We start from the raw sequence: 17,443 nt of genomic DNA on the forward strand, positions 1-17,443 counted from the left end.
AGTTTGTTTATATACCTTGATGAATCTGGTGATTTGGGCTTTGATTTTACTAAAGCCAAAACTTCACAATATTTTGTGATTACCATTCTGGTGTGTCATCACAAGCAGGTGGTGGATGGCATAGCTACGGCAGTTAAACGTACCTTAAAGAACAAACTGAATCATAAAAAGCAAAATCAACGTGTGGTTAATGAATTGAAAGGGGCAGAGACCTCTTTAACAATTAAACAATATTTTGCGCGTCATTTACCTGATGATGGCTGGGATATTTACAGCGTCACGCTCAATAAGTCTCGCGTTGAGCCCCATCTGCAAACTAAAGAGGGTAAAAAGAGGCTGTATAACTTTTTAGCCAGATTTATTCTTGAAAAAATACATTTTGCAAATGATTTGCCATGGGTGAATTTGATTGTAGACCGCTGTAAAAACAACGAAGAAATTAAAGACTTCAATAACTATGTAGAAAACCAGTTAGATGCACTACTGCCGCTAAATTGCATGTTAACGATTGATCATTTAGCTTCTCATGAAAATGCAGGTTTACAGGCTGTTGATTTGTTTTGCTGGGGAATTGCTAGAAAAGATGCGCATAAAGATACAAATTGGTTTGCGTCTTATTGCGACAAGGTGAGATTAGACACGATTTATTTGCCTTAACCGAAATGACAGGCAAAAAAATAGACGGCCCCTATTACGCTCTTATCCTTAGGCTTATCGCCAGCCGATGGAAGGAAACACCTAAGGCACGTAACAGGACTTACCCGTCAGGATGGAATCTTAATGTAGTTTAGTTTACTAAACAAGATGTTTAGTTCAAACTTTGATTTTGCGAAGAGTTCGAAAGCTGGGGATTAAAGATTTTTCCACCACAATAAAGCGAAAAGCCCCAATGATCTCACCGAGCCACAGGAGCCGACTGCGCACTCCCAATCCACTTAAGAGAGCTGTAGATTATTTTTGACAATTTTGTCAACAAAGACCCACCACTCCCGGAATCGACGGGGAAATTTTGGGTTGATATAAAAACATACACTTGGCGAGCTACATAGACTCACGGATTTAGCTCCAGATAGTGACTAGTTCGGCGATTTTTGTTGCGATAACTGTCATTGAGTCTTCTGATGTATCTAGGCCGCTACGCGAGGCGAGCATTGGACTGACCTCGCGTAGGGATGCGTATGTTGTGCCGTGCACGATGGGAACCAGACGGTTACCTTGAAGGAGCGTCGAAAGCTCTTTGTCAGCGACACCCTCATTTGGAAGGCGAACGAGCAATGCTGGCGTCACAAGGACCAGACCAATTTTAGAAGCTGCAAGGCCCTTATCTATCGCACGCATCATTGGCACGCCTAGACCAAGATCCTTTTCACTGAACCAAACCCTGATGCCAGCTGCTTCGAGCAGATCGTGCAGTTCCTTTGCGGCTCCTTGCCGGTCGTCCCAGGCGTGACATAGGGTAATCCCCCCAGCAAAAAGTAACGATTAAAAGTAGAATTTCCACTAATGGGAGATTTACGAAATGAAGCACTCGAAATTTACAGACAGTCAGATTATTGATGCATTAAAACGTGTGGAGGGTGGTTTACCTGTTCCTGAGCTATGTAGAGAGGTTGGTATAAGCTCAGCTACTTTTTACAAATGGCGTGCAAAATATGGCGGGATGGAAGTATCCATGATGTCGCGCATGAAAGAGCTTGAACTTGAGAATGCTCGGTTGAAGAAGATGTACGCTGAAGAAAGATTAAAGTCAGAGATTCTGCAAGAAGCCATCACAAAAAAGTGGTAAAGCCATCTCTGCGTCGTGAGATGGCAGTTAAAGCGGTCACAGAAAAGACGGTATCCATTCGATTGGCTTGTGCGATGTTTAATATCAGCGTGAACTGCTACCGTTATCAACCAAAGCTTTCTGCTGAGAACCAGTACATCAGCGACTGGCTGCTAAAGTTAACTGACAATAATCGCAACTGGGGCTTTGGTCTGTGTTTTTTATATCTACGTAACGTCAAGGGATACAGCTGGAATCATAAGCGCGTTTATCGCATTTACAAGACGTTGGAGCTTAATTTACGTATCAAGCCAAGAAAGCGCCTCAAGCGCGAGAAACCAGATGCGCTGATTGTACCGATGGGCATGAATCAGGTATGGTCGATGGATTTCATGCACGACCAATTGCAAGATGGCAGGAGCTTTAGATTGTTCAATGTGATTGATGATTTCAATCGGGAGTCACTGGGTATTGAAATTGACCTATCCTTACCTTCTGAAAGAGTCATTCGCGCATTAAATCAGATCATTGAATGGCGGGGTAAGCCAAGTACGTTGCGCTGTGATAACGGCCCTGAGAATATCAGTGGTGTTATTCAAGCTTGGGCTGCAAGACGTGGGATTGAAATTAGTTATATCCAACCAGGCAAGCCACAACAGAATGCTTATATTGAACGATTTAACCGTACAGTGCGTTATGAATGGCTATCGCAATATCACTGGCAAGATTTAGATGAGGTAAGACTATACGCCACTCAATGGATGTGGCGTTACAATCACGAACGTCCAAACATGGCCTTGGGCGGGATAACACCAATACAGCGGTTGGCTATGGCCGCTTAACTCTACTTTTAGTCAATGCTAAAAATGGGGGGATTACCATAGAAAGCAATCTCGAAGATCCGGTTTAGTCGCTGCTTGAACTTCAACTGCTTCACGTACTGGGGTAAGCGAAACCACTTGAGCGGGAGTATAAGAGACTGATGACCCTGCACGGGACCAGCGCGGCCTTGTACCACTGCTAGATCCGCTACTGCCCCAGCTGCTTCTTGATGATAAGTAGGAGGAAGGGTAGCTCCGCGACCCGTAGGAGCTATAACCACCATAGCTACTACCACATGCTGGGCAAGCAGCTCGACCGCTTGATGTGCGATGTCCATTTACTGGTGCCGTGCATCTAGCCATGTTATTTACCCCTTAATTTTGTATCAATTTTAACTTTTACCTTTATTACTCATTGCACACTTACGATATCAAATCGTAAGTTATGCCTCATCCTACAGCATCAATATGCGGCGGTAGCCTTATCTCTCTTTTCTTACTCCCTTAAACGGTGTTCCATCTTGCTTTACATCCATGAATCTTCCCGTATTAGTATCACGCTTTACCCATTGACCAGCCGGAGTTTGAGTTTGTGACCGTTCTTTTACTGCACCATTTCTATGTCCATCACCTTTTGGTGGGTTTGTAGCCATGATTTCTCCTTTAGTAAAAATCTAACAACTATTTACGACTCAGCACCTACACTACCACTCGCATTTCTTGAGGTTTAAGTTGCAACATATGCGCAAATCGACATCAACTTAGTTACAGCTTATGGTGTAACCCACAATAAAAAAATCGCAACTTATGGTATTTCTAATCGCAACTTATGGCACCAAAATCGCAACTTATGTCTTAAACCACAACAATGTTGGTGGCTTCATAAGATGCTAGTTAACTATAAGCTAAATCATATAGTTGCTAACATACACAACACCATAAGCTGCTATCTACATACCCCCATAAGTTGCAAGTTTCTTCTGAGATTTACGCATAAAGCGCAATTAGCAAATAGCCAGCGATCAACCACGAATGTTAGAAAGTATTCAAACCCATCACCTTGGGCTAGAGGTGACCCTTTCATTACCTAACAGTACAAGTTTGTCTAAATCAAAAATTAGTTAGGAATTAAAATGAATGGTATCCAAAATTATTTAATGGCAATAGCTCTAGCAACAATTCGTAAAGCTTCAGCAGATATAATTAAAGAAGGGGAAATTGATCCTGCGATAGCAGTAGCAAGTATGCAAGAGTTAATTGCACATCTTAAAAAGAGCGAGTCTTTTTTAATATCTACTGTTGAATGTGACGTTAAATATAGAGGAGTTGAAACAGCACGTGTACCAAAAGTAGGTGACTCAGGGGTTTATCCCGTGTTCTTTCAACATCGCGAATAATTGTTTAGCTTCCGCAGAATTGATGTCATTAGAGTAGCAATGAGATTTACCATCAATAGTAGTGATATTGATACTCTGATGACCACCTTCTATACCTTGAATATTAATCGTGGTTATCAAATCTAAATTGATATATTTAATATCGATTATTTTAGATTTATTATTATTTATAACGATAAATTTAGCCATTTATAATCCCTGAAAACTAGGTAATCAATAATTTTTCCAGCTGTTTTATTTTAATATTTTGTAAACATGAATATTAGGTGATTATTTCCAAGCCGGGAACATTATCTAACTCGCCTGATTGTATTCCCCAAGTATTAATTATTGATAATGCCGTATTAAAACTGCTGAGAGCAGCCTCAATATTAACATGCTGAATGAACGGAGGCTCCACTCCCTCTGGCTTCAGCATAAAATCTAGAGTAATCATAGACCGATTCTCTCCAAGCTGAGTTTGCCTCGCTGGAGGCATTATATATTTACCCGCTAGCTCAGATAACTTGTAATGGACAAGATTGTTTCTAAATACAACCAGTGTCTCAATACTATTAATCTGTTCTGTCGATAAAGAATGATTGTGCTTACGTTCAAAAAGTATTCTTAGCTTTGCGACCAATGAGGATTCTTGTTCCTTTTGTTTGTATGCTTTTCGTAAACGAACGAAGTCATTCAATTCTTCTTTTGGAATGAGATCCTCTGAGATCTCATTAGCAAAAGCCTCAAGTGCCATTGCTGAAAACATTATTGCAATAATACTCGATGCTAATAAGCGGTCTTCATCATCGTCTTTTGATTTGAGGGCATGTTCATATGCTTGATCTAAATAAAGTCTGATAAGTGAAAAATGGAAATACCTTATTGCATTTGATCCATCTATTTTTGCTTCATATATTACGGGCATAAATTGTTCTTCTTTTAGTAAATCAAAAGTCTTAACCAATCGAATGGCCACCCATACCCCGAGGAGGTTTATGTTCTCTAACTAACTCAAGCTCAGGTGAGTCTATAGTGTGGGATAGAATTCTCAAATTATCAATTTCGAACATATTGATTTCCCCCTTATTTGTTACGTTTACAATAACCCCCGTAAACCCTTCAGAAGAGTCACCATCTGTAAATGTAGCTATGTAATCTAGATATTCAGAAAACTCGTTGGAATCAACTCCAATAGCTGCATTACTATTTAACAGATCATTGCAAAATGCTGTCATATCTAAACATTGGCCATGGTACTGTATTGCTTGATTTCTAATATCGATATAACACATGAAATTCAAAGTCGTTTTTTCTGCTATTTCAAATGGGAAAGCCATAAAATGACACTTTTTGGATATATCCAAAAACTTAGATTGATTGCCACGCTTAATAGTGTTGATCAATAGATTCTTATGATCCTTCTTAAATTCTTGTTGAACCAGTTTTTCAGAGCGCTTGAATTCGAATATAAAATTTTTACCACCCCATTTAGTTAATAAATCCCCGATAGAACAATCAGCGGGTGTTTGCTGCAACAATTGCATTGAAGTATTAGCTATATTTATTCCCCGTTGCCCTGCCAAATAACCAAGTGTGTAAATAAAATTACCTATGTATACATTTTCATAAGGTTGTCGCATATTCGTTAAGCTATCCTTTTATTAATTTTTCGTATGTGCCAGATATTGCAGTTTTAACATCAGAAAGGGCCTGAGATATTTCAGCTACAGACAATCTGATTTCACGTCCTTCTTGCTCTAGCTCTTTAGTGCGCTCCATATATTTACGATCTATGACTCCGAGATTGTGTGTGATGGGATGTCTCTTCTCAAATGCCGACTTAAGTTTTTCTGAGACTTCTTCATCTAATGGATTTTTACCAAATAGGGAGTTGAGCTCTTTCTGAGTTCTATCGATGCTTTGGAACGCATTCCCAAGTTTTTTGAATGACGATTCGATTTGATCAGCAGAATCTCTGCGCATAAGCATTGCGCGTCTAACGATGGCACGCATAGCAGCTTCAAAAATAGAAACCGTATCTTCCAAACAGTTTTCTAAGTCCTTTGCAGCAATACGTTTCCCAAATTGAGTTTGCCGTCTATCAACATCATTCAACATCAACTGAACGACTGCTAGCTCCGCTTCAATATGACTGAGAAAAATGTCCTCTCCGCAATCTGCACACCAAGTAGCTAGCCCAAAAACGGTTTGATCAAGAGTGCAATGGGGGCAGACTATATCCCGACGAACTTCATCTTCAAATGGGCGATGTACATATGGTAGAGCTGCAGGCTTGTAGGTCATTTCCATTGAAACGAATCCTTCACTGAGTTTCTTTTTACCTGACGCTCCAATTCCGAAAGCATTTCGTACCATGTCCTGAACGCCTTTGTGAGCCTCTCTTAATGCCATTTCTTTTGCGTATCGAATTTGCTCTTGAGTAGCAAAGTCATTTGGCTCGGCCTCATGTCTACAATATGGGCAATAAGCTAAGGTGTGGTTTTCAGTAATTCCCGTTCCTAGCGTCACTTTGAAATACCCTGGTGAACATTCTGAGCTAGGACACTCCCTGGCCATACGCCCATCATCGTTTTCTGGAATCGAAATTGTCAGATTGTATTTATCATTACCAAGGTTTTGAATTTGGTGCTCACCGCCTTCTTTAAACAATCCCATTTTTTATCCCAATATTAAAATTCAGTAGCGCACTCTATACATCAATTGTGTGTGTCCAACCTGGAACACCACTTCGCGCCAAATAATCAACAAGTGTTTTAATACCATAGAACCTAACCCGCCCATTGTCACTATAAGCAAGCGCTGACTGGTCTACCTTCAGTCCAGATACTCGCGCCCTAGCAGTTAATTGTGCCAAGAGTGCTGCGTTACCTGAATCACCCGATGTTGACTTAGCATCAAAAACTGCGAAATTTATCCATCCTCCAGAAGTTGAACGTTCCCTAAGATGAGCAAGATTAATTTTCATATTTGTCCTGTCTAATTAACAACTGTCATTTGTGTGATGCTGCAGAACTACAGTTTCACCGCATCATCGATACATGGTGGTTAGGCTACTTATCCTTTTGGAGGAAAAGGATCATTGCCATAGCTATTGCGCTCGCGAATCTGTCCATTGGTACCATGTATGAGTAGTTCTGATTGCTGATTTTGAGCGATCTCTTTTGCACGTTGAATCGCTTCTTGCTGCGTGGAGTAGACAGCTGTAGCTTTAGAATTACCCTCGCCAACTACTGCCCACTGATTGTCATGAGGAACGACGTGTTGATTTTTAGCCAATTTAGTTCTCCTATTATCTGAATTGTTTTTAGCAAGCTGGAAGCGAAAGTAAGTTATCGTCCCAGACTCCATCTGCGTAAGTACGAATATATGGCGCATGATTTTCCGGCCTAACGACACCAACGTCAGAACGCTTACCAGTCTTAGCATCCAAAACATAAAACGTATTTGTTTTTGCATCAATGCTACTAACAACATCTTTAACCGACCATCTCCAGCCAGTCGCAGGATTACCTACGTGTGTAATATGCTCGTGATTTCTGTTTTGCGGTTTTGTAATACAGGTTATTCTTACGTCTGCCATTTTTATCCTTCCTATTCAATATTAAGGGTTAACAATCACAGTAATGTGATGTGTACAGTATCTTATTAAATTGATTAAGAAGGGCTAAAAAGGACATTCGGGATTTTGAATCAAAATTAAAAATTATTAAGATTTACTCATAGTCGTTTAAAAAACATTAATCCTGCATTAAATGGATTAAGAAATCCGAATAGTTTAAAGACCAAACTTGTTGTATTTTAAGAATCGGATATTGAAGGGAGAATGAGATGACAAGTATTGCCATAATCGAAGATGATAAAACAATGAATAATTACTTAAAGTCATTGATTGAAACCATCTCTAGTGTAACTGTTTCACAATATTTTAATTTAGCTGATGCAGAGACTGCTGTACAAAACCAGCATTTTGATTTGATTATTTTAGATATCGAGTTGGGTCAAACCCCAAAAGAAAAATTAGGTGGTATTCGGATACTAAATCTATTGAGTGGCAAAAAAAGTGTAACACTAGTAGTGTCAGGAGCTTCAGAGGAAAATCTTCCCGACATTGTAATTACCTTACAAGCATACGATTTCATTGGTAAGCCTATCAACGATCTAAACTTTATCAATAAAGTCGAGCATGCTTTACACTCTCAAAATAATGACTCAAAGAAGGATTTAGATGAAAAAATAAAAACCTGGCCTACAGGACTAGCTCCTGATCCTGACCGTAATCCAGGTTTTTTATGGAGGGGTAGAAGTGTTAGATTAACGCTTACCCAAATCAGACTATTAAACTGTTTGATCAAAACTCCGGGAGTTACAGTTGAATCATCAAAGCTTGCTAAGCAGCTTGATACTTCTAACTCTTTATCCGCTGTTGCCACCCATTTAAGCGACTTAAGACGACGCTTTACTGATATCGACCCTCATTTCGATGCTATTGAACCCAATCCAGGTATAGGTTATGTCTGGACTACTTAGCGTTCGTAAATCCATACAACGATGGATTTCTAGAAGAAACTATTCAATAAGTATCTTTTTTTCTGGATTTCTTCTGACAGCATTTATTAGTTTTGCTATTTATGATTTTCTGCAAACAGCTAAAGCAAAAGATGAACAAATCCAAACAGTCGGGCTGAATAATGAATTAGCACAATTTATTCTAGGCCTTCGAGAAGATGATGGTTATCCATTATTGGATAATCCTGAGCAACTTTCTAAAGTTGAACGTCCGCTTTCAGTCATTTTTTTAAGAAAGCCTTTTTTTACTTACTTTCTAAATAGTGGAAATCTAAAAACATTTTCAACCAAGGACATTCATTGGGAAATGCCACGATCCTGCACCGTAGAATTTACTTCAAAAGTTGCTGACAAGAGTGGAAAAGAATACTTCTCAAATAGGTTAAAAGCATGTTTTGCTGCTATTCCAGGTGACCTTAATGGTAAGTATATTTATTTTGCTCTGAAATATCCAACTCGAGAAGTAAATAGACATACACCTGGCACATTACTTTCTAATGCTGACTTTATTGCAATGTCTCTTAAAGGTGAACGAGAGCTAAAGCTTAATTTGGTTTTTCATGCATCTGATCGTGCTAGCTCAAGATACCCATCAAAGATGGCTAGATTTAGCGGTTTTCATGAGGTAACGGCATATAGCGCTAATGACATGCGCTTGCCATTGATGTCAATAAATGCTCAAGCCTTTGAGCAAATTTTCGAAGATGAGAACAATGCACCTCAAAATTACGTCACAGTTTTAGGGCGCATAAATGCGAATCTTTTATATCCTTCCCTAGAAATTAATTCCGCCTGGCCATCATCTATCATAAGGAATCTTAACGTTTCAATTTCCACTAATCATTACAACACGGAAACCACAGTCAATGCAAAAAGCTTTGAAATACCTTATGGCACATATGGATCCTCTCTAATTTCTCTAGAGCAATTGTATGTTTCCTTAATTTCTTCCAAAGCCGATTTGGAGATATTTAAAGAAAACAATCAACAGGTAGTTTGGCGATCTAACTCATTAGATAAGACTGTAAATACTACTACTGGTCTGATTCAAAAGTTTTCAGATTGGTGGGCCAAACAAATTTTGAAGATTGCTGGTTATAAAAGTGATGATGTCATTATCCATAAACAAATTTATGGAAGCGAAGGCATTGAAATATCTCTAAAAGGCAAAAATACTAGTGTTCCAGATATTGCTGCAAGGTCATTCCTTTGGCTTTGGTTAGCACTTGTTTTAACTGCTTCTTTTGGACTCTTGTGCTATCGAGCAATTTCTCAACTAAAGAAAATTACTAAAACCGCATATGCAATGACAGCAAGTCCTACTGCTGGAAATGGGTTGGAAAAATACAAAGACAGAACTGATGAGATAGGTACATTAGGTAAAACTTTTAACTTACTTTTCAAACGTGCCCGAGCTAGAAATAATAAATTAATAATGAGGATTAAGCGCGAGGAACATGAACATAACGAAGCTGTAAGAGCTGCCCAAGAGCAAATTAAATCTCGCCATGCTGTTTTAGAGGCTATTGGTCATGAAATCAAATCGCCTCTCCAATCACTATTAGTTCAAATGCCTCCGAATTCACAATACCGCGACAATATTGAAAGAATGAAACGTGCTGTAGATGCTTTGTACGAAGCCACATCTGTAGAGGCTGGACTGCAAAGTGGAACAACAATTATCAAAGAAATAAATATTGCTGAATATTTGAAAATACTAACCCTTAATCTTACGAGTCAGCACAAGGAAGTTATTTATGAGAGCTCTGATGAGCCAGTGCGAGCATTGGGTGATCCTATATTACTGAATACCGTATTGGATAATATTTTGGATAATGCATTTAGACATAAAACTTTTGGCACATATGTAAAAATCTCCCTTAAAAGCACAGATTCAGGCGTGCATATTGAAATATTCAATATTGGAGAAAATATTCCATCAGAACAAATCGAATCAATTTTCAATTATGGCGTTTCAACCCGTGGAAAACTAGATAATAAAGGGATTGGATTATTTTCCGCTAGAAGCTATATGGTGAGTATGCGAGGTACTATATATGCAGAAAATAAAACTGATGGTGTTGCCTTCATTATTACTCTACCGACTGTCTTAGAAAGAAATATATAACAGAAACTTCGAATTTGGAGTTTTCAAACCGTCATGAAGGCAAGATTAAATTTGAATAGTGCCTTTACAGCGAGGAAAGGTTGAACAGCCCCAGAATTCATTTCCGGCATTGTTACCTTTGCGTGCTGTGGACTTTACCCGTTTTGATAGGCACATCATAATCTCAAATAAAGAAATTAGTTTTTAACTATTTACATATTCAAATAAACTGATATTGTTACGAGCTGAAGGCTACGTTAAAGCGAGTGAAAGAACGTAGCGCCGCCTAGGAAACTAGGTGTCACCTGGAGTGGCTAAGTGTGAAAGCACTGAGAGAGTTTCGCATGCAGTGGCCGCTTATGCGGTCATTGTTCTTTATACGCTTTAATTTTTCAACTATTCATATAGTTGCAACTCAAGTAATCCCACGAGCAGATAAACTTAGCTTTATTTCCACCATTAAGCTGCTTTTATATCTTGAGTTTCATCATTAATACCCAGTAAATTAACATAGTCATTAGGTATCCAATAAACGTCTGTGTTACATGCGATCTTAATAATAGGAATGCGCATCTGCTTACATAGCTTAAGCACTGCTTTTTGTGTTGAATTTTTAAGAGAAGCAATCTGACGACACTGAATCATACTGTTATTGAAGTGGTTAAATGAATGCTCCGTTATACGAAGCCCAAACCCTTTTAGATAAGTTTTCGTGAGTAGTCCATGTTTTATCAACGCAAATAGAGTCGGGCGTTTTATTGCCAGCTCAAACTCAACTTCACTAAGAGAAACAGTGTTCTGTAGTGCTAGCTTGATATTATCAAAATAGCTTTTAACTTTACGTGCATCAAAAACCAATCCACTAGGTAAAGCACTAGCTGTTCCGATAGCTAAAATTTGGCGTTTAGAAACAGCATTTAGCCACATAGCTTTCATCTCTGATGTCACTTTAAGTCTCATTACCTGATCCAATGTTAGGTGACGCTTACTCACCAGAAATGGTACTTTAAATTGCATTCCCTGCATCAGATCACTATGCAGTCTTTCAACATCACGCTCATGAAACATATGTATTGGTGCAACAAAGTGTTTAGCCTCGTAATAACCGTGTGAACGATAGGCACGTATTACCTTTACAGGAAGATCAAGCCGCTGGGCTACCTGCTTCAAACTGAGCCTACTTCCTGATGCAAACTCAATAGTCTGTTGTTCAGCTAAGGTCACTAGCTTGCGCGTTGCATTCAACGCGTTAATTTCAACATTAATGACCTTATCCTCAATCATCTTTCTGAGTGTGCTGGGTTGTACGCCAAGTGTAGTTGCCAATTTTTTCATACTCATAGACTGACCGGAATTGACTGACGAGAATTTAGGGTGAATTGAAGCTTGTCTCCATCTATGCTGACCAAATACAATGAAAGCATCGCGCATAAACTCTAATTGTTGATCTTGGTCTATATTTTTGAAGAATGACTCATAGAATGAATTGAATTGACCGCGCAGACCGCTGGCTTTTAGGTTAGCAGTTGGTGCATGCACCTCGGTCAAGTAGTCATGAAATCGATGTGGCCAATCTGAAAAAACATCAGCAGTTGTTTTCATCGCTGCAAATTCAACATCCTCTTCTGGGGCATGCTCACGGTTAAAGAGTCCAAAACGATAGATTATCGAAAGCAAGGTTTGTATCGACAGTTGCTCCATCGCTTCTTTCGGAAATCCACACGCATCCATCTGCACATGATTTAAAGGCTGATGCATCAGTTTGTCATATAACACGCCCAGTAAAGCCAACAATGAAGGATCAGTAACGCTCTCAGAAGTATTTTGTGTGAGGTCTGCGCCACAACTGCATTTGGTTAACCCCATTCGATGCCAACTCAAAGGTCTGTGACATTCAGAACAGATAGTCACAGCTCTAACCTGATGCTTATGACAAGCCACAGCGTATTTCAACTCATGAAACCCACCCACATAGCCAAACTCACTTACACACTCCAAACATAAACTTGCGTGTTTAGAACGCGTGAACATGGATGGAATAGCATGACCCATGACCTGCAAATAACGGCCACTATGCTTGGCATCCTGGCCGTCCAATCCTGAAGCTTTGAATTCTTCTGCTGATTTACCAAATAATACCGCCAGCTTATCAAGCGGAGGTCTTGCTGACCGCGCTTCGTTATCGTCCATACCAGCATAATGTAATATGCCTAATGGTGATTTATAGCCATTGGCTTCAGATGTCCTCAAAATAAAGCCAGGTAAAGCCTCCCCCTCTTTGGGGGAGGGTGTGATTACCAATGGCTGGATAGCTGACTCATAATTTAGCCCATGACTCTCACTAGAATGTATCATCGCGCGAGCACCTCCGCTGCACTGATGTCCTTGGCTTTTGATCGGCTGGCTCGTGGTTTAATAGGCTCAGGACTTGCTGTCCCAATGAGTTGCACTGCTTCTAGCAAGTGTTCCGTAGGAACCATATCAAACTCAGGCCAGAATGGATTGGTCATTGGTGCAACCTCATCTACCCACACTGCCTCTTCATAAGCGTTAGCCAGATCTTCTAACGTAATGCTGGACTGATCACTCATTTGTGCATTCAAGCATGCTTGATGCAGAACCTTGGCTACATAACCGATCAATCCTCCGGTTGCACAGTAAAATCTGAAAGCCATTTCATCAGAAGCCAAATCAGGAAAATGATAAAGACTTAAGCCTGCTTGGAAAGACTCTAAACATGCAATAAATTGTTCTCTCGAGTCTTCGTTTTCCCAATCAAATCGTGACATACGGATAGGTGCTAAGAAGCGGCCACGCAATTGCTGGTTCTGATTAATGACAGCCATGCAATCAGGCAGACCAGCGACTATCAGCATCAATCCAGAACGATCCACGAAGATCTTTAACCAATCTGACAAGTAGTGTTGCACCTTATGAGACACCTTGTCATAGAAGTGTTGAAACTCATCAATGATTATCGTATGTGTTTTAGTGTGCTTGAGTAAGGTATATAAGCGTTCTGTCTTTTCGTTTTCTGACTCTCGTTTGTGCCATAACTTATCACCAATCTCCCTTAACAATATTTCAACCAGCGCTTTTACTGTAGGTTTTGATGGCGTTCTGATACTCAGTACTGGCACCACCAAGCCTTCGGTAGTACGATATTTTTTATACTCCTTAGTGATGTACTCTAACAAACGTGATTTACCAGTACGCGCTTCGCCTACTACGGCAATGCAAGTGGGCTCTTGGTAATGTTGTGCAGCGATTAAATGCGTATCGATACGTAATTTCGCTTTTTGAAACATATCATGTGGTACCAGTATTTGATCCACAGTGGTTGGAATGTAAGTCGTTTTATTCATGATGTGTACCCTCAATATTGTTGATTTCAGTATGCGCGTTGGTCGATAACCGGTGCATAGCTAGGGCGGACCTTAGTAACGACAGGTTTATCTGGACTCACTGGAGCTACTGGTCGCTTACTGACAACGTTTGCGACTTTTTTAGGCGTCGATTTGGCAGCAGATTGCTGATTGGTATCCTTATATCTAGCGACCCTTGCGTTAGATTTCCTGCGTTTCAGATTTAAGTCTTTTTCAACAATCTCACGAATTTCGGTCTTAGCTAGGGCGTAGCTGTAAACGTCTACTTTGTTGAAATGCTTTTTAGCGTAATCACGACAGATCTTGTGTAGCCACAAGGTTGTACCTTTAGCGTAATCTTGATCAAGTGCAGGCACCTCAATATATCCTTGATGATCCTTTAAGATGACATATAGATGACCAATATCGGCTTCATCCACACGGATATCTACTGTTAAGGGATCGCCATATTGACGTCTGAGATTCATCAACTCAGGAGAGTTATAGAGTAGGTTATTAATCTCAATGCCTTTGTGAGTGACTTTCTTATTTTCAACCGTCTTACCCAATAACATATCCATCTCTGCTGGGTTATGGGCCAAAGCGATATCCTCAGGATGGACGCTACTGGTCCATACTACGGCTGGTGTTTGGTTATCTAGACTACGGTGTGGCTTTTGGTGATAGTAGTCAGCAATCCATTTATGGATGATTCGTCGTAATGTACTTAAAGTCACCACTGCATGCTTGGCAGGATCGTAATCATCCTTTTCAAAAATATTACTAAAGGTAGTGCCAGCTATCCCGTGACTGACGCCATCATTAATCGTACGATTGAATCGCTCTATCTTGCCTTTAAACCAAGGTGTTTTACGCGGCGTGTAAACAATCTCCACACCGAAAGCGAAGCATGCTTTTTCTAAACTGATACTGTGAAATTCCAATCCATTATCTACAAACAACTGTTCCATTACCCCATGCGCATCCCAAGTATTTCTAATGTCAGGGAATTGCTCCTGCAGGTTAGTTTTAGGTAGGAAAGCATGCTTCAAGCACTTACCCACAGTAAGATAGCTAGGAGGTTCAAATCCTATGTAAATACCAAGGATGCAACGCGTATGACTATCAATACAGATGGTGAGCCAAGGCCTACCTAATGGCATATGTGACTCGTCATCAATCACGAATAAATCGAGCTGAGTATGGTCGATCTGTGCAGACTCTAGTGCTTTCTTTGTGACTAGATGTTTTAGTTTGCTACGATATAAACGATTGGCAGCAATACGCCCATATCTTGCTGCGCATCGATCAAAAGCAGGGATTAAACCAATAAGCCTTGTGATGAGTCGTCTAGTTGGGATGGCTAGCTGATCTGACTTGATACGTTGTTTATTCTCTCGTGTCACCATCACGACAGCTTCTTCGGTTGTATCTTGTATTGTCTTACGTTCGCGCTGAAGATAAATCCTATCAATACAATCTGAAACGATATGCATGACTTCTGTATCGTAACGATCATTTCGATTGCCTTTATGATGGTGTGCATCAACTAGCGCAAATGCGTCTTTACCATTGGTCAGATATTTCTTTTTCCACCTAGAGACAGTGATCCAATTTGGTTCTTTATCTACATCTGTCTCACTCTTATCTTTGTTCAGCGTCTTCCATACCTCATGAATCGCTGTTTTCATCAACGCTGCCGTGCATGGTAAATGCTCAACCGCCTTGACATACATACGCCTAATTTTGGCTTTTTCCCATTCGGATTCTTCTGTTTGGTGACTAATCTTTTTTGATTTCTCTTTAAAATCCTCTTTGGATTTAGCTGCTTTATCAGCATCTTCCATAAATACTAATTTACCCTCACTATAGTGCTGTTGAAGTGCCTGGATACCGAACTCATGAATTCTGCCAGTCCTTACTTCTTGTGCCTGCCAAACGCCTGCTGTGATCTCTTGATTTAATTGATACTCACGTCCATCCATATCAAAAGATGTATTTTTACAAAAATATGCAATTGCCATGATTTGCTCCTAACGTGATGAATTAAAGTGGCTATGGATTGAAGTGGCAGAATTGATTGGTTGATTGAAATCGATACTTAGCTTACCTTCGAGTATTAATCGACTGACATTTCGCAATATTTGTGGGGATTTCTGTTCAAATACTCCCCAAGACATGACTGGCTCATCTAGGAATAAGCGTCTGATAAGCTCTTGTTCAAGAAGAGAGATAGGTTGACGACCAAGCTTGTTTAATCGCTTGATGTTATCAAGTCGAGGCTGCTTCGCCAGTATTTCTGCAAACACCACGCGATAGCCATATCCGTATTCTGGTAAAGTTTGCGTTAAATATGCTGTCCGCTCAGACACTTCAGGACTATTAGCATCACTCTCAGTTTTGACTTCCCATAACTCACGTCGATTCGCATCTATCACCATAAAGTCAGGATAGTGACGTCGCTTAGCACCGTTTAATGTGAAAATGATTTCACAAGGTTGCTCACAATAAGAAATGACATTTGGTGTCGCATCAAGGACGCGCATCGCATTACCTTCATGTACTGATTCCCACTGCATCATGCGTTGCATTTTCCAGCTAGGATACTTGCCAGTATTGCGCGCATTAGAACGTTTAACTACTTTGCGACTGCGGATTTTTCCATCTTTTGGGAAGATAATTTGTATCATTGGTACTGCTGTTAATTGACTCATTGTTAACTCCTAATTTGCATCAATCGGAGTAACTCAGAAATTTAGGCGTAGGGAGTCCTTTCTTGCCAGTCAGTGCTTTCTGCTGATTGGAAAGTTAGGCTGCAAGGGTGCCAAGACAATAGTCTTAAATTTGACAAAATACGTTGTTGTCGTAGAATGTACTTAACTAGTTGGACGCTAGTAAATTAAGTCACACTCATTAGACTCAAGTGCATTTCGCTTGGGTCTTTTGCATTTTTAAGCAGCCTTATAATTTAGGCCGCTTTACTCTATAAGCTTCTTTTCTTCGGTACTTCCTTTCAAAAATGGCAGTTTTAAGACTGCCGCCTAATCAAACTACTCATCACAAAATATGTTTCTGAGTAATCTGAAAATCAAATTATCATAGTTTTTAAATCGCGCAACTTTTGCTATAGCAATAACAATTAATCCATTTTCAATAAAAATGCAATCACTAATTTTTATTAACATTATGATTTATATAGATAAATTTTAACCATCAGTTAATTTACGAACTGCTAGTTACAAATTCTTGGTTTGGAAAATGAGAAAAGCCGCTAATTAGCGGCTTAATTTGACAAAATAAATTTATATGATTGATTAGTGCAGTTCATAACTACTAGTTAATGATGAATAGTTCACTACTAGTGGTGACACTCAGAAGTAATACTAATAACATTCAATTACTGACTTGATGAAAGGCAG

18 protein-coding genes are annotated in these 17,443 nt (G+C 39.7%); 5 read left to right on the forward strand and 13 right to left on the reverse strand.

Annotated features, from left to right (window positions below):
- Positions 1–3 precede the first annotated feature (3 nt).
- Positions 4–657 carry a DUF3800 domain-containing protein gene (locus A391_RS0100680; RefSeq protein WP_019896671.1) on the forward strand — a complete coding sequence of 218 codons (654 nt, stop codon included), beginning with the start codon at positions 4–6 and terminating at the stop codon, positions 655–657.
- A 402-nt stretch (positions 658–1,059) separates the two neighbouring features.
- On the opposite strand, the gene A391_RS0100685 is transcribed toward A391_RS0100680, so the two are convergent.
- Positions 1,060–1,461 (reverse strand): toll/interleukin-1 receptor domain-containing protein, encoded by a 402-nt coding sequence (locus A391_RS0100685; RefSeq protein ID WP_029143910.1) that lies wholly within the window; start codon positions 1,459–1,461, stop codon positions 1,060–1,062.
- Between the two features lie 58 nt (positions 1,462–1,519).
- Here A391_RS0100685 and A391_RS0100695 point away from each other — a divergent pair.
- Positions 1,520–2,607, forward strand: a protein-coding gene (locus A391_RS0100695; protein WP_088177624.1) for an IS3 family transposase whose coding sequence is annotated in 2 segments (ribosomal slippage) — positions 1,520–1,772 and positions 1,772–2,607 — 1,089 coding nt in all. Because the reading frame shifts where the segments join, the coding sequence is not laid out codon by codon here.
- Between the two features lie 33 nt (positions 2,608–2,640).
- On the opposite strand, the gene A391_RS0100700 is transcribed toward A391_RS0100695, so the two are convergent.
- Positions 2,641–2,949 carry a hypothetical protein gene (locus A391_RS0100700; protein ID WP_157261314.1) on the reverse strand — a complete coding sequence of 103 codons (309 nt, stop codon included), beginning with the start codon at positions 2,947–2,949 and terminating at the stop codon, positions 2,641–2,643.
- 119 nt (positions 2,950–3,068) lie between these two features.
- Positions 3,069–3,239 carry a hypothetical protein gene (locus tag A391_RS14485; RefSeq protein ID WP_019896677.1) on the reverse strand — a complete coding sequence of 57 codons (171 nt, stop codon included), beginning with the start codon at positions 3,237–3,239 and terminating at the stop codon, positions 3,069–3,071.
- 480 nt (positions 3,240–3,719) lie between these two features.
- On the opposite strand from A391_RS14485, the gene A391_RS0100710 reads away from it, so the two are divergent.
- A complete protein-coding gene (locus A391_RS0100710) occupies positions 3,720–3,983 on the forward strand; it encodes a hypothetical protein (protein ID WP_019896678.1) in 264 nt (87 codons plus the stop codon).
- A gap of 262 nt (positions 3,984–4,245) precedes the next feature.
- Here the strand turns inward: A391_RS0100710 and A391_RS0100715 are convergent, their stop codons facing one another.
- The 6 genes from A391_RS0100715 to A391_RS0100740 all read right to left on the reverse strand — a co-directional run bounded on the left by A391_RS0100715 (position 4,246) and on the right by A391_RS0100740 (position 7,566).
- The gene (locus A391_RS0100715; RefSeq protein WP_019896679.1) at positions 4,246–4,929 is read right to left on the reverse strand and encodes a hypothetical protein; all 684 of its coding nucleotides are present in this window, start codon (positions 4,927–4,929) and stop codon (positions 4,246–4,248) included.
- On the reverse strand, positions 4,922–5,605 hold the full coding sequence (locus A391_RS14090) for a hypothetical protein (protein WP_019896680.1): 684 nt from the start codon (positions 5,603–5,605) through the stop codon (positions 4,922–4,924). Before A391_RS14090 ends, A391_RS0100715 begins: the two co-directional genes overlap by 8 nt.
- A 10-nt stretch (positions 5,606–5,615) precedes the next feature.
- Positions 5,616–6,641 (reverse strand): hypothetical protein, encoded by a 1,026-nt coding sequence (locus A391_RS0100725; RefSeq protein ID WP_019896681.1) that lies wholly within the window; start codon positions 6,639–6,641, stop codon positions 5,616–5,618.
- Between the two features lie 34 nt (positions 6,642–6,675).
- Positions 6,676–6,951 carry a hypothetical protein gene (locus tag A391_RS0100730; RefSeq protein WP_019896682.1) on the reverse strand — a complete coding sequence of 92 codons (276 nt, stop codon included), beginning with the start codon at positions 6,949–6,951 and terminating at the stop codon, positions 6,676–6,678.
- Between the two features lie 89 nt (positions 6,952–7,040).
- Positions 7,041–7,262, reverse strand: a complete 222-nt coding sequence (locus A391_RS0100735) for a DUF2188 domain-containing protein (protein ID WP_019896684.1) — start codon at positions 7,260–7,262, stop codon at positions 7,041–7,043.
- Positions 7,263–7,290: 28 nt separating this feature from the next.
- Positions 7,291–7,566 (reverse strand): DUF3892 domain-containing protein, encoded by a 276-nt coding sequence (locus A391_RS0100740; RefSeq protein ID WP_019896685.1) that lies wholly within the window; start codon positions 7,564–7,566, stop codon positions 7,291–7,293.
- A 248-nt stretch (positions 7,567–7,814) separates the two neighbouring features.
- Here A391_RS0100740 and A391_RS0100745 point away from each other — a divergent pair, with 248 nt between their 5' ends.
- Together A391_RS0100745 and A391_RS0100750 are read left to right on the forward strand one after the other, a co-directional pair.
- Complete coding sequence (locus A391_RS0100745; RefSeq protein WP_019896687.1) at positions 7,815–8,513, forward strand: response regulator transcription factor; 699 nt, start codon at positions 7,815–7,817, stop codon at positions 8,511–8,513.
- Positions 8,497–10,680 carry a HAMP domain-containing sensor histidine kinase gene (locus tag A391_RS0100750; protein WP_019896688.1) on the forward strand — a complete coding sequence of 728 codons (2,184 nt, stop codon included), beginning with the start codon at positions 8,497–8,499 and terminating at the stop codon, positions 10,678–10,680. Before A391_RS0100745 ends, A391_RS0100750 begins: the two co-directional genes overlap by 17 nt.
- Before the next feature lie 438 nt (positions 10,681–11,118).
- On the opposite strand, the gene A391_RS0100755 is transcribed toward A391_RS0100750, so the two are convergent.
- Genes A391_RS0100755 through A391_RS0100770 form a run of 4 tightly spaced genes read right to left on the reverse strand, consistent with a single transcriptional unit; the run spans position 11,119 to position 16,738 of the window.
- Positions 11,119–13,014: a TniQ family protein gene (locus tag A391_RS0100755; protein ID WP_019896689.1), complete on the reverse strand. Its 1,896-nt coding sequence runs from the start codon at positions 13,012–13,014 to the stop codon at positions 11,119–11,121.
- A complete protein-coding gene (locus A391_RS0100760; RefSeq protein ID WP_019896690.1) occupies positions 13,011–14,024 on the reverse strand; it encodes a TniB family NTP-binding protein in 1,014 nt (337 codons plus the stop codon). The genes A391_RS0100755 and A391_RS0100760 overlap by 4 nt, the downstream gene beginning before the upstream one ends.
- A gap of 26 nt (positions 14,025–14,050) precedes the next feature.
- Positions 14,051–16,048 carry a Mu transposase C-terminal domain-containing protein gene (locus tag A391_RS0100765; protein WP_019896691.1) on the reverse strand — a complete coding sequence of 666 codons (1,998 nt, stop codon included), beginning with the start codon at positions 16,046–16,048 and terminating at the stop codon, positions 14,051–14,053.
- A 9-nt stretch (positions 16,049–16,057) separates the two neighbouring features.
- Positions 16,058–16,738, reverse strand: coding sequence for a TnsA endonuclease N-terminal domain-containing protein (locus tag A391_RS0100770; protein ID WP_019896692.1), 681 nt, complete (start codon positions 16,736–16,738; stop codon positions 16,058–16,060).
- Positions 16,739–17,443 lie beyond the last annotated feature (705 nt).

The organism is Methylotenera mobilis 13, assembly GCF_000384255.1.
In the GTDB taxonomy this organism is placed as follows: domain Bacteria; phylum Pseudomonadota; class Gammaproteobacteria; order Burkholderiales; family Methylophilaceae; genus Methylotenera; species Methylotenera mobilis_B.